6 protein-coding genes are annotated in these 14,799 nt (G+C 31.5%); 1 reads left to right on the plus strand and 5 read right to left on the minus strand.

Going from position 1 to position 14,799, the window contains the following annotated elements:
- Window positions 1–154: 154 nt before the first annotated feature.
- The 3 genes from FP421_RS14185 to FP421_RS14195 form a co-directional block, all read right to left on the minus strand.
- Window positions 155–3,556, minus strand: a complete 3,402-nt coding sequence (locus FP421_RS14185; RefSeq protein ID WP_159951708.1) for a T9SS type A sorting domain-containing protein — start codon at window positions 3,554–3,556, stop codon at window positions 155–157.
- Between the two features lie 202 nt (window positions 3,557–3,758).
- A complete protein-coding gene (locus FP421_RS14190; protein WP_159951710.1) occupies window positions 3,759–6,359 on the minus strand; it encodes a glycoside hydrolase family 2 TIM barrel-domain containing protein in 2,601 nt (866 codons plus the stop codon).
- A gap of 18 nt (window positions 6,360–6,377) precedes the next feature.
- A complete protein-coding gene (locus FP421_RS14195; RefSeq protein ID WP_159951712.1) occupies window positions 6,378–7,772 on the minus strand; it encodes a cellulase family glycosylhydrolase in 1,395 nt (464 codons plus the stop codon).
- A 350-nt stretch (window positions 7,773–8,122) separates the two neighbouring features.
- On the opposite strand from FP421_RS14195, the gene xylE reads away from it, so the two are divergent.
- Entirely contained in the window at window positions 8,123–9,544 is a 1,422-nt protein-coding gene (gene xylE, locus FP421_RS14200) for a D-xylose transporter XylE (protein WP_159951714.1), read from the plus strand.
- Between the two features lie 543 nt (window positions 9,545–10,087).
- Here the strand turns inward: xylE and FP421_RS14205 are convergent.
- Together FP421_RS14205 and FP421_RS14210 are read right to left on the minus strand one after the other, a co-directional pair.
- Entirely contained in the window at window positions 10,088–11,662 is a 1,575-nt protein-coding gene (locus FP421_RS14205) for a RagB/SusD family nutrient uptake outer membrane protein (RefSeq protein WP_159951716.1), read from the minus strand.
- A 12-nt stretch (window positions 11,663–11,674) separates the two neighbouring features.
- Window positions 11,675–14,725, minus strand: coding sequence for a SusC/RagA family TonB-linked outer membrane protein (locus tag FP421_RS14210; protein WP_159951718.1), 3,051 nt, complete (start codon window positions 14,723–14,725; stop codon window positions 11,675–11,677).
- Window positions 14,726–14,799 lie beyond the last annotated feature (74 nt).

Raw genomic sequence — 14,799 nt, forward strand, 5'->3', positions numbered from 1 at the left:
ACTTCCGGAGTTCTAATAAAAATAGCATTTGCTATTAAGTTTGCTACTTCAAAATGAACTGGGTTGATAATGATTAAATGTAAGTCCGTAATTAATTTGTAATGATTTATCTATTTATATAAACTAATCATTTCTTTACAAATAAACTCATCTATTAATTCTTTATTATTTTTAAATAAACTGGCTTATCTAAATTAACTTTAATTAAATAAATTCCTTTTACATAGTCTGAAATATCTAAACTAACTTTTGCGTTATTGGTATTTTGTAGACTAGAAGCTATCAATTGACCTCTTAAAGTATAAATTTCAGTTTTAACCTTAGTTAACTCTTTAGGAACAGTAATTTCTAATTTACCAAAGGTTGGGTTTGGATACCCAAAAATAGATTTTGTTGAAACTAAATTATCTTTTGTAGATAAAGGTCTGTTAAAAACTTCTGAGTATGCTTTACCTTCTGAATCGGCAATTAATTCTTCATCTAAAAAAGTAAGTTGTTGTCCTTCTCCAATATACATAGAGACATCTCTAGTTTCTTTACCTACTTCTTGTTTAGTTCTTACAATAGCAAATCTACCTTTAAAACTTATTCCTAAATTAATAGATTCGAACGTTTCTGAATTATTTTCATTTGAAATAATAAAATCTGTAATTATTGTTCCATTAATGTCAGAAACTACTTTCGCACCCACTATTTTATCCTCTTGATATAAATTTTCCACAGATTTTACGGCTCCATCTGTTTTTCTAGAGGGTTCAAATATGGATATAAAAGGCTTGTTCCAGGCTTCACCTATATGTCTAACTGTTAAAATTGGTGTTTTAACATCTTTATACCCCATTTGTGCTTCTATAGTAGCTGGCCCTTTACATGCTGTGTACTCTCTATTTTCTCCACTTGGCATTATAACATGCATGTATCTTGTACCTTGCCTAGTCATTCCTATAGTTGCTTTTACACCAAGCTTAGTTGCGTTAGATGTTTCTACGTCTTCAAAATAATGCCATCCTGGAAAATGAATTGTCTTGTTATTATAAACACTAGGAGTAGATGTATATCTTCCTGTTCTTGAAGACAATGGAAGAGGATTGTTATTTTCATCTACCAAAGAAACACCGTTACCAACATTATGATAAACATAATCATGAAAATCATTTGTGCCTAATGATTTTGATCTAAATAAATCAAAATAATAACCTGTAGTATTACTCGTTCTAATGACACTAAAAACACGTTGTTGTTTTGCGTTATTTATCTTATCATCTAACTCTTGTGCTGAAAATGAAAACTCATTAGCTATAGCATCTTCTCGCGACTTTGGTTCTATAGCCAAAGTTTGAGTTTTATTCATAAACAATTGATTGTCTGATTTCCAAGAACCTTTTCCCCCTCCTTTAGACTTTCCATTTACGATAACTGTGTTATGACCTGCAAATATTCTATGATAATTTCTAAATTCTTCTCCATTTCTAGCACTAGCCCCAACATCTCCTCCTCCAGTTCCTAAAACTACTCCTAAGCCATAAAGTTCCATATCTATTCCTGATAAATGAGAATGTACATAATGTGCACCTCCTGTATAGCCCATTAAACCATATTCTTCTACATTTGTTGTATTTATATTTCTTTGCATAGTAATACCCGCGTGACTAATATTGATTGATCTATTGTAATTAATTGGCATAACATTTGTTGCATCAACATCAATATTATACAACAATTGCAAAGGGTTATTCCACTCTAAAGATTGAGTTGAAACCGTTGGATTATAACCATTAGATTTATTATCGTAAATTGCTTTTAAAATAGCTTCTGATTTATCTTTAAAATTGGTGTATCCTTTTCTGTTAGTAATTACAACAACACGTTCCATTAGAGCTTGTGTGTTTAGACGTGTTCTGTGGCCATCTCCAAATCGCATTACCTCATTTCCATTTGGAAACCTGAAATCTTCAAACAGAAAACTACTTTCTATGATATCTAGATTATCGTCTACTACATTTAATGACGGCTTATATTTATCTACTATTTCCATTAACTCTAAAATGATGCGCTGTGGCCCTAGCGTATAACCCGTTGACTCAGGCCAAATTCCGGATTCTTTACATTCCTCCATCATCCAAGTTAAACCATTTTGCCTAGAAGTTCCATTCATAAACTTATTAAAATAAGCCTCTCGTGTTGCATCATCATCAATAGCAAGCGTATTAAAAAGTGCTCCAGGCGCTTCCAATACTGGGTGATTATTATTTAATCCTCCTCTACTAAAAACATTGTCTGCTAATTTTTTAAATGCTGTTTCAGCTTTCGTAAAATTAAACTTAACTCTAGTTTGGGTACTTTTATCATAAACGGTGGTTTCTGGTTTCATTAAAAAACCAAATACAAAATCGTAAATCATAGGAGGCTTCGTATAAGCTTCTCTTGAATCTATTAAATAAGTGCTTCCACTACCTTTATGAAAGTCTATATTTCCTGATTTTTTTGAAATTTCAGTTGTATACTGATGTAAAATATCAGCAGCTATTTGCCCATAATCATTATCTCCTGTAAGCCAATACAGTAGTGCAGCATCAAAACCCATAGTTAACCTTTCTCTGTGCGTTGTTCTACTTCCTGGTAATGCAGGTATAGAATTTACAATTGTTTGCGGATTTGCACCATGAGAACTTTTTAAACTAGCTACTCTAGATTTATATTGATCAAATAATTTTTTAGCCCAAGTAACAGTGTTAATTTTGTCTAAAATAGATTGTTTGTCTGAATCTTTAACCCAAATACGTGGATGTTCTATATTCTTTTCTCCAGCTTCTATTTCTTTTTCTTCTAAAGCTGTCATTTCTATATTATCAAAATCTAAAATAGCTTTAGGTAAAAATGAATTGTATTGAAATTTAAAACTTCCTAAGTTTAAATCTTTATTCTTTGCAGATACTTCGTTAAATACTTTTGTGTTTCCTACCCAAATTTCCCATTTATCGTTACCGATAGTTTCTGTACTTTCATTTGGCGCAGTATAGTTTAAATCTTTACCGGAATTATTAATAATTAATGTAATGGTTTGTTTTCCTGAAAATTCTGTTGATTTTGTGCTGCCATTATCTAAAATTTTTAAAAAGAAATTACCTGGTGTAGCACTAATACCCAAACCAAATCGACTATGAAAAGTACTTATTGATGTACCATTTGCCTCAAATGTTGGTCCAAAATAAAATGGAATTTCTCTTCGATTATCTGGGTGGTCTTGACTATTATTGGTTACTTCGAAATCGAACTTGAACTGCACAAATTTTGGAGGTTCAGTTAATGCAGGGTTTGGTGTACGGTAAAAATAAGTTCTTAAGAATGCTGTTTTTTCTATTCTTAATGCTTTGTTTGTTATACTAGCATCAACACCTGGCTCTGAATGTACTTCACTTAATTGAGTAGCTGATGGAGTATTACTTACATAATCTGAAAGTAATGTTGAGCTTTCAAAATTTTGCGTAAATATTTGTGCTTTTATAGTTGCTGAAACTAAAAGTAACATTAGAAAAAGGAATATATATTTTTTCATTTCTACAAATGTTTATTTAGAAGTTAAATATTTTAACCAAAAAGACAACTATATTAACACAAACTCATCCTGTAGTGTCAGGGAATCATTAAGTACTTTTTAACTTTATTAATTTCCTAAAATTAAAAACTAGTTCAAATAAAAGACCTCTTGACAATATATCAAGAGGCTTTTTCTTTTAATTAATACCAAAATAAGCAGGTTAATATACCTTTCTTAATTTCACTCCACTTAATCGTGTTTTTCCTTTTAAAGACTTAAAATCGATAGTTATTCCATTTTCATCATCAACAGAAACTAAAAAACGTTTGGTTACACCTCTATCACCTCCATACTCAGCTTTTAAATTTAAGTTAGACCAAACTTTTTTGTTGTTTACTAAAATATCCATTTCATTATCTTCTTTGGATTTTAATTCTGCCAAAGACAAAGACAGTTCATACGTTCCTTTTGGTACATCAAATTTATAACTTTCAATACCTATACGTTGTGTTTGGTATATAGGATCGTTGTCTGTTCCTTTTACACTAACATCTGTACCAATAGCATTTCTTCTTTTACTTGGGTGTTTTAGTAACTCTCCACCTACATAACCAAAACTACCTTTTTCGTATGCTTTATCTGGCATCCATAAATAGTCCATATTATCAGTTTCTATAAAATAACAATAAGAGCCTACATTAATGGCTAACTCTTCAAATTTATTGGTGTTACTTTTTAAATCTTTTGGTATCAAATTAAAATCTATAATAGCTACATCTTTCAATATTTTTCCATCTTTTTCACTAATGACTTCAATTAAATTTTGTCCGTTTACAAAAGGGATATTAAAAGTTACAGTAGAAAACTCGAAAGCTTTTTTACCTAATGAAGTGCCGTTTACAAATACCTCTACATCTTTAGCATTACCAACTATAGTTATAGGTTGTGTTGCGAAAGTTCCGTCTTTGACATCGGAAATACCAGACCTTTTGTTCCATCCTTTAGATGAAATTGCTAAAAAAGGGGTCTTTTTTAACAAAGCTTGGTATAAATAATACACATCTTTTTTCTCTCTTGTTGCAGACACCAATCCTTTACTATTAATGTGTGGCACAGCATCTCTACGATGTTCCACTTGAAAATCTGCATAATTCCAAACATTTGCACCCACTATCTCTGGCATATCTAGAATGGTTTTCATGTAGTATTTATGCAATAAAAACTGATAATCTACACTAAAATCAAATCGAGTTGGGTTGTAAGAACGGATTCTTGGATCTGCACCTCCACCATATTCGCTTAAAATAAATGGTTTATCTGGATTTAACTCTAATGAACGAGCTACCAAACTTCTCAAGTTTTTATCAATATCTTCTAATTCTTGAACATACCATCCATAGTATTTGTTATAGCCTACCAATTCTGTAAATCGGATACCCAATCTGTCTTGATATGCTGGCTCTCTAAAAAACACAGAATACGAATATCGAGTTTTATCTTCTTCTTTAATGGTCTTCGCCAATACCTCGTGCGTGCTTACAAAATGTTTTATGTATTCTTCGCCAAATGTTTTAGGAGCTTTCATGGTTGTTTCATTCCCTAAATTCCAAGCAACAATAGACGGATGGTTGTAATTGAAACGAATGGCTTCCTTTAACATATTAACCGTATTTTGTTTACCTGCTTCATTAGCTGCTGCCTTGTTTACAAAAGGAATTTCTAACGTAGCTACCAAACCCAATTTGTCACACATTTCTAATATTGCTGGATCTTGTGGATAATGAGCAATACGTAAAAAATTAGAACCCATATCCTTTAATAGCTTGATGTCGTTTCTATGAATTTCATCGCTTACTGCATTAGCTTTTCCTAAAAAGTCTTGATGGCGATTGGTACCAATTAACTTGGTTGGTTTCCCGTTGATGAAAAATCCTTTTTTTGCATCAAAACTAAACCACCTTAAACCTAAAGGATTTTCTACTCTATCATAAACATTCCCTTTTTTATCTACAATTTCAGTAACTACTTTGTATAAATATGGATTTTCTGGTGACCATAATTTAGGCGATTCCACAGAAAAAGAACTAAAAACATCTTTATGAAATTTTGATTTTGTTTTTACTTCTTTTACTAAATTGTTATTGGCATCAAACAAAGATTGTTTTACATAATACCTTCCTTTTTTGGGTCTTACTAATTTAGATTGTACAGTAACTTTAGCTGAAGTTTCTGAAACTTCTGGTGTTCTTATAAATACAGCATTAGCTCCTAAGTTAGCCACTTCAAAGTGTACTGGCTTGGTAATAATTAACTGGATATCTCTATAAATACCTCCATAAAATGAAAAATCTGCTGAATGTGGTACAATTTCATCATTGTGCGAATTATCTACTCTAACTGCAATCTCATTTGCTCCTTTTTTCAAAGCTGAGGTAATGTCTCTTGCAAATGTGGTGTATCCTCCTATGTGATCTTTACCTACTTTTTTTCCATTTACAAATAAAGAAGCAACTTGATTGGCTGCTTCAAACAACAAAAACACTTGTTGATTTTCGTGAATTTGAGGAATCGTCATTGTTTTTTTATACCAAGCTTCTCCTCTGTAATAGCCTTTCTCATCATCTAAAATATCTTCGGTATTCCAAGAATGTGGTATGGTTACTTTTTCCCAAGAAACTTTTGAAGCTTTATCAAAAGGGTTCTTCAATTTTCCTTTATAAAAAGACCATGATTCATTGATGGTTTCTATGTGTCTTACTTGTTGCGCATTTGCTAAAAATGCAACACTTAAAAAAAGTAATACTAAATTCTTTTTGATCATTGTTAATTATATATAAATTTAAAAATTACGAAGTCCTGGAACTATTTTAATCTGATATTCTGTATTGTCTTTACCCCATTTTAAGACAATTAGTTTTTGGGTTTTAGTATCCCAAATAAAATCTGCAGGATTAGAATCTTTAGTTGTTTTATAAACTTCTAAACCTACATTTTTTAGTGGATTGTAATACATTATAAAATCATCATTTACAATAATTGAAAAACCATCTGGATAATGCCTGTTGGCTCCAATAAAAATTTTTGAAGCGCCTTTTTTATTATCTGATTTGAAATGGATATTCAATTCTCTTTTTGCAAAATTAAATAAAAACGACTGAATATCGCCAGCAATTGCTTGTGGGAAAGGTCTTGAAATTACATCTGTAATATATTTACGTTCAACTGTACCTGCATCTGTTTTATCACTAAAAATAGACCAAGTTGATGGTCCTCCAGGTAAAAAATTTTGCATAGTTCTGTTTCCTAAAAACCATGCTTTTATGGAACCCACACCCATTTTATCAAAAACCTCTGCTGTTCTAATATAGAGTTCTCTATATTTTAATTGCCCTAAATTACCTACTAAAGTAGTGTCTGTTCTTGCAAAAGTTGGAAAACCCCATTCTCCAATTAAAATTGGTGCTTTTAACATATCTGATTCTTTATCAAAACGATCCATATTTTTTTGAATATAATTAATGTTGTTTTGATAAATGTGGGGTGCAAAAACAATGTTTTTTCGATTTATAGCTGATGTAATTTCAGCATATTGATTGTTGTCTATCTTTTCTCCTTTATTCATGAAAATAGACTGAAATAAAATCTTTTTATCCGGATTTATTTTCTGGCTTTCATCAATAATTCTCTGATACAAAGGCACCAAATATTTATCTGTTAAATCTTTGTAAGAAATATCCATCTCTAGCTTTCTAGGTTCATTTACAACGTCGTAACCAACTACATAGGGTTCTTCTGCAAAACGTTCCCAAATTACTTTCCAAGCATTTATATAAGTCGTGTATTGTTTGTCTTTTTTGTTATTCCAAAATTCTTGCCAAACAAATTTATCAACCCCATAAACCGTCATTTTAAAAACTGTTTTTATATCGTGATTTTTTCCTAAAGCAACCAATTCATCTAGTTTTTGCAAATATTTTTGCTCTACTTGTCCTCCAGGAAATTCGCTAACTCTACCTAGTTCTAAACGGATAACTTGGTAATTAGCCCCCATTCTAACCTGTCTTGCATAATCATCATTATTAAAAAAAACTTCTCCTTTATGATCGTTGGTATTGATTACAAAACCTCTTGGTATAATGTGTCTACCTTGATCATCTCTTAAACCGTGTTTAATTTGAGAAAAACAAGATATTGTAAAACTTAAAAGCAATAATTTAAAGAAAAAATACTTCATTGTAAATCCTAATTTTTCATAAAAATACAATGATCAACTACCTTAAGCATCCTGTACACTACTGTTTGTTTTAAGAATCCACCCACAAAAAAACGACTAGTAATATTCCATAAAATTATCATGACAGTACAGGATAAACCTTGTTCTTAAAAAAATTAAAATTGTTATCTAGTAAAAAGTTAAATAAAACTGCATTTTTGTAAAAATTTATAACTCTGAAATAAAAACTTCAATCACATAAATTTAAGCTAGCAGAAACAACATAGAAAAACATTACAAACCTTAATTATACATAGCAGTAAGACCTTTTTTGAGAACATTATAAACTAATATATACAAAATCCAAACCTATGAGTTCATCATCCAATTCTAAATATTTATTAAAATTAACTTTAGTTGCAACACTTGGCGGACTTCTGTTTGGTTACGATACAGGTGTTATTTCTGGAACAGTAGGCTCTCTAGAAAGTTTTTTTGTAACACCAAAAGGATTATCCGAAACTGCAGCTAGTGCCTTTAAAGGATTTTTAGTTTCTAGTGCATTAATTGGTTGTGTTATTGGTGGAATTTTTGGCGGATTAATTAGTAAAAAATTAGGGAGAAAAAAAGGTTTAATTCTAGCAGCAATTCTATTTTTAATTTCTGCTTTGGGTTCTGCAATGCCAGAAATGTTAATTGCTCCTATTGGTGAATTAGATCATACTTTTTCTACCATCTTTATTGTATATAGAGTTATCGGTGGTATTGGTGTTGGTTTAGCATCAATGCTATCTCCTTTATATATTGCTGAAATTGCACCCGCAAATAGTAGAGGTAGGTTAGTTTCTTTTAATCAATTAGCTATTGTAGGTGGTTTTATGGTGGTTTATTTTGTTAACTACTTTATTTCTAGAGGTGGTGGTTCTGATGCTTGGCTAAATGAAGTGGGTTGGAGATGGATGTTTGCTTCAGAAGTGATACCTGCAGGATTATTTTTAGGATTACTATTTTTTGTACCAGACACTCCTCGTTCTTTAATGCTAAAAAATAAACCTCAACAAGCTTTAGATGTTTTAGTTAAGGTAAATGGAGAAGTAGAAGGAAAAAGAATTTTATCAGAAATTAAAAACTCTGTTGTAGAAACTTCTGGAAAACTGCTGTCTTATGGATGGACAGTAATTATAATAGGTATTCTTCTTTCTGTTTTTCAACAATTTGTAGGGATTAATGTCGTGTTATATTATGCTCCAGAAATTTTTAAATCTATAGATCCAGATACTGATGGAGCTCTATTACTAACCATTATTGTTGGTATTGTAAACTTCTTATTTACAATTATAGCCGTAAAAACTGTAGATAAAAAAGGTAGAAAGCCACTAATGTTAATAGGGGCTTTAGGTATGGCTGTAGCTATGTTAGCTTTAGGTTTTGTATTTTTCTCAGGCGCAACTGGTTATTTAGCTTTAGGATGTATGATGTTATATGTAGCTAGTTTCGCGTTAAGCTGGGGACCAGTTACTTGGGTATTATTATCGGAAATATTCCCAAATAAAATTAGAGGAAAAGCAATGGCAATAGCAGTTGCTGCCCAATGGATTTCTAATTATTTAGTATCCTTAACATTCCCAATGATGAATGACAACTCTGCACTTACTGAGCAATTTAATCACGGATTTGCATATTGGGTGTATGGTGCTATGTCTTTATTAGCCATGTGGTTTGTTTGGAAATACATCCCTGAAACAAAAGGAAAAACTTTAGAAGAGATGGAAAATATTTGGAAAAAGAAGTAACATTAACATTCTATTTCTATTTGTTAAAATTAAAAGCAAAAGACATACATTATGTATGTCTTTTGCTTTTAATTTTTTTCTTTCATAAATACCCATCCTGTATAAATAAATTATACTTATAAATTGGCTAAACCTTAGCATGAGTCTTTTTTTTACTTTATCATAGATTTACACTATCATAAACTTAACACACAAGTTTCTTTTACAAAACAACTTACAGAGTAATTCTATAGCATTAATCTAAATTTAGATTGTTTATCATTTTTATTTTTTCCAAACCCTTATCACACAAATTCATCTGCAGATAGCAATCATCCTTAAATACTCTTTTATTATATCATGAATTCTACTTAATGATACTAATTTTAGCATATCTTTTGCAATTAGGAATATCACTTAATTTGTCTAATTCTTACCCTAATTTGTATTGCTTAATAGTTATATTAAAAACTGACTATACTTAATCCTATAATAGATTAAATAAAAAAACCGAAAGAAAAATTTCTTTCGGTTTCAATCCAAATAAATCAATTCAAACTAATTCTATCTGTATCCATTATTTGTTGGATCTGACTCCAATAACGCTGGATTTAATTCTAATTCTTGTAAAGGAATAGGTAATTTAACATGATAAGGCTTAATGTTAACATTTGGTTGCCAGAAACGGTATTCTAAATTCTGAACTACATCTAATAAAATACCCCATCTAATCAAATCAAATCTTCTATGTGCTTCTCCTGCTAACTCCCATTTACGCTCATCATACATCGCTTCTCTAAATCCTTGTTGACTTACACCTGTAATATCCCAATCAGCTTGATTGTCATAAGCTCTTTTTCTTATAGCGTGCATATAATTTAATGCCTTTGCTGTTGGACCATTTAATTCATTTTCACATTCTGCCGCCATTAAATAAACATCACCTAAACGAAAAATCATTCTATTATCCGAGTGATTAAAACGAGGAGAACGATCTAATTCTAAGTTCCAAAATTTAGCCATATATGGAAATACTAAATCAAAACCTAAATAATTATCTACAATATTTAATTCTCTTCTTTTATCGTTTAAAGGGAATTTTTCTGCAAAATCTTTAGCTGCAACTTGCAAGCCTGTACCATTAAATGCCTCACCTCTTGCTTTAAGTGCAGCACCTAATGCATCTCTTTCATTTGAGTTTTTAGGTTCATCTCTTAAACGAGGATTAAACATACTTGGTCTCCAGTTACTATTACCTGCAAATGCTCTACCTGCAAATGGTGGATCAAATTGACCTGTTATATCTCTAGCAAAATCTAAAGACCAAATAATTTCAGCATTATATTCGTTAAACTGGTCGAACACTTCATTGTAAGTAGGTAACAAAATATGAGAAGATTGATTTATAATTTCTTCAGATTTTGCTAAACCTAATTGCCATTGTTTTTGCTTCATGTAAATTTTAGCCATCACAATAGCTGCTGCCCATTTAGAAGCTCTACCACTTTGATCACCAGAATATGAATCTTGTAAATTATCTTGAGCAAATTGTAAATCTGCTAAGGTTCCTGTTAAAATAGTCGACTCATCTGTTCTTCCCAGTTTACTAATCTCTTCAAGAGTAAGTACTTCTGTGTAATAAGGAGCATCTCCCCAAAGATTTGTAATGTGCCAATAACATAGACCTCTAATAAATCTTGCATCTGCAATAATATCTGTTCTCACTGCTTTAGAGCCTATAGCTTCATTACCTGTAACTCTCTCTATGATTACATTTGCATTTAGTATAGTTCTGTACAAATCTTTCCATGTATCAGAAACACTCATCTTTTGAACTGAAACATCTGCTAAAGCCTCGTTTAATGTATAATTTCCAATTGGTTGTACAAAATTTGCAGCACGGTTAGGTTCTATAATATCTGCACCATTATCGTAAAAATGATCTAGCCCAACTTGTCCATAAATGGAGTTGTTTTTTAAGATAGCATACATTCCTTGAACCGCTTGTCTTGCATCATTTTCTGATGCAAAAAAAGTGTCTGGAGAAATTAACGACCTTGGATCTTCCTCTAAAAAACTTTCACAACTAATACTTGTAAAAAGTATGAAGATGTATATAAATATTTTATTTGTTTTCATGTCTGTTTGTTATTAAAAAGTTAAGTTTAAACCAAATGTTACAACTCTTGGGTTTGGATATTGGGCACTTAAATAACCTTGTGCTATATTTCCTAGTCCTGTTCTACCAAAATTACTAGCTTCTGGGTCTATTAATCTTGTTTTAGATAATAAAAACAAATTAGATCCAGACATATAAAAAGTGGCATTTTTAACACCTTTTAAAATTCCTATTTCATCAACAGGAAAATTGTAAGCTAATCTTACTGTTTTAAGACGTAAATGTGATCCATCTTCAACATACTGAGAGTTTGGTGGAGTGTTTGTTACAGAATCTGCACCAGCTCTTGGAATATCTGATGTTGGATTTTGTGGAGTCCAGCGATCTCTTAAATCACCAAATTTTACGGTCTCTCCTCTATTAAAATAATTATTACGCATATTTAAGTTAAATACTTCATTTCCTAAAGTTCCTTGGAAATAAAATGAGAAATCCCAATTTTTGTAAGAAAATGAGTTTTCAAACCCAAAGATTAAATCTGGAAATGGACTTCCTAAAACCACATTATCTTCTGTTGATATGATTCCATCTCCATTAAGATCTTCAAATCTTGATCCACCAACTACTTGAGCAGTTAAACCAGATGCATCAATTTCTGCTTGACTTTTCCATGTTCCTAAATAATTAACCCCTGTATATACAGGAACTGATTCTCCAACAATTAAACGTGTATTACCAGAACCAATAATTGGATCTACTACAACATCAATAAAATCAACACCTCCAAGGTCTAAAATTTCATTTTTATTAGATGATAATGTTATATTAGAATTCCATTGAAAATTATCTGTGTTTACATTTTTAGTATTCACTAAAAGTTCCCAACCTTGATTTTGCAGAGATCCAACATTTTGTAATTGACTTGTAAAACCTGTTTGCCTAGGTATAGTAACATCTAATAATAAATCATCTGTTTTCTTATAGTAATAATTAAATTCTGTAAAAACCCTACCTCCAAACAATGATGCTTCTAATGCTACATCAAATGAGTTTGTAGTCTCCCATTTTAAATTTGGATTCGCAGGTCTACCTAATGTTAAACCAGGTACTTCAGCTCCATTAAGTGTAGTATTTGCAGCTGTTAAAAGACCAAATGTTCTGTAAGGTCCTATCGCTTGATTTCCAGATTTTCCCCAACTTGCTCTTAATTTTAGGTCTTTAACAACATCTTGGTTTTGCATAAATTCTTCTTCAGAAATTTTCCAAGCTGCAGCTACTGAGGGATAAAACTCGTATTTATTACCCTTTGCAAATCGAGAACTACCATCCGTTCTTCCTACTAATGTTAACAAGTACTTGTCTTTGTAAGTATAATTTAATCTTCCAAAAAAAGAAGCAATTTGAAATCCAGAGAATGAACTGCTTACAACTGATCTTGTTGGGTCTGAATTACCTAAACTGTTAAAGCCTGTAGCATCACTCGTAATTCCAAAAGCTTCTGCTTCAGCAATTTCTGTAGAAGCTTTCTGAAAAGAAGCTCCTGCAAGGGCAGTAATACTATGATCATCATTTATTTCTGTATTATACTGAATTGTATTTTCATTATTCCACCCAGTACTAGCAATTGTGCGTACACTAGCACTTCCTTGTCCAGTATCACCTACAGAAAGCAAATCTGGTGCCTGACTAGACCTAAAAATATTTCGTTTTGTATTATTAAATTCTGGACTAAATGTTGAACGAATAATCCAATTCTCTGCTGGCTTATACTCTAAAAAAGCGGTAGCTAGTAAGTTATTTGCTTTGGTTTCATTTGTATTCAATGCTATGTTTGCTATTGGATTTGAAAATGGAGAACCAACAACATCATTAAATCCATTATAAGAACCGTCAGCATTATAAACTGGCTGTGTTCGAAGAATACCAAATGCAGCCTGACTGTAGCTAGCCAACGCATTATCTTGTTCTAATCTAGAATAGTTTACTCTAAATCCAGCTTTTACCTTATCAGATATTTTAATATCTAAGTTTGATCTAAAAATATATTTTTCTAAACCAGAGCTTTTTACGATACCTTCTTGGTTAAAATAATTAAAAGAAGTATAGTAGTTCACATTATCTGATGCCCCTGAGACAGATACATCTGCATTATAAATTAAAGCAGGTCCTAACACCAAATCTACCCAATCATTATCAGGATATGTAGAAGGATTATTAGGAAATGGAATTGCAGCTGATCTAAATGCTGCACTCTCATTTGTGAATGCAATTTGTTCTGCTTGAGTTAATCTATCTGGTAACTCAGGTAAAAATTGAATACTGTTGTATAAGTTTAAGGTAATTTGGGGTTTTCCACTACCAGTACTTTTCCCACTTTTTGTAGTTACTAATACAACACCGTTTGCTCCTCTAGAACCATAAATTGCAATAGAAGATGCATCTTTTAAAATCTCAATAGATTTAATATCATTACTGTTAATATTATTCAAGTTAAAGTTGGTACCAACCACAATACCGTCTATAACCCATAGAGGTTCATTGCTACCAGTAATAGAATTACCTCCACGAACCCTAATAACTGTACCTGCACCTGGAGCACCACTTACTTGTGTTACTTGCACCCCAGAAGCTCTACCTTGAAGCGCTTGATCTACACGTGCAACAGGTGTTTGAGTTATACTTTCTGCTTTAATGGTAGAAACTGATCCTGTTAAATCTGATTTTCGTTGAGTACCATACCCGATAACAACAATTTCATCCAATTGATTATCAGGGTCCAAACTAATATTGATTGTTTTTTGATTACCAACGACAACTTCTTTAGTAGCATACCCTACATAAGAAAAAACTAATGTTGCTCCTGAGCTTACATTAATTGAATACTTTCCGTCAAAATCTGTAGTTGAACCTTTTGATGTTCCTTTAACCGAAACAGAAGCTCCAGGCAATGGTTCTCCTTCTGCTGAAACTGTTCCTGTAATGGTCTGCGCACTTGCCATAGCTATTGAAAAGAAACTTACAATAGCAATAAAAAAAATACCCTTTAAGTTAGGGGGGATTTTAAATGTAATTTTTAAATTCATAATTTATAGTTCATTTAGTTAATTATAACGCAAAATATTTCTTAAAAAATTACATACTATCCTGTACAATTATG

Source organism: Polaribacter septentrionalilitoris (genome assembly GCF_009832745.1).
In the GTDB taxonomy this organism is placed as follows: domain Bacteria; phylum Bacteroidota; class Bacteroidia; order Flavobacteriales; family Flavobacteriaceae; genus Polaribacter; species Polaribacter septentrionalilitoris.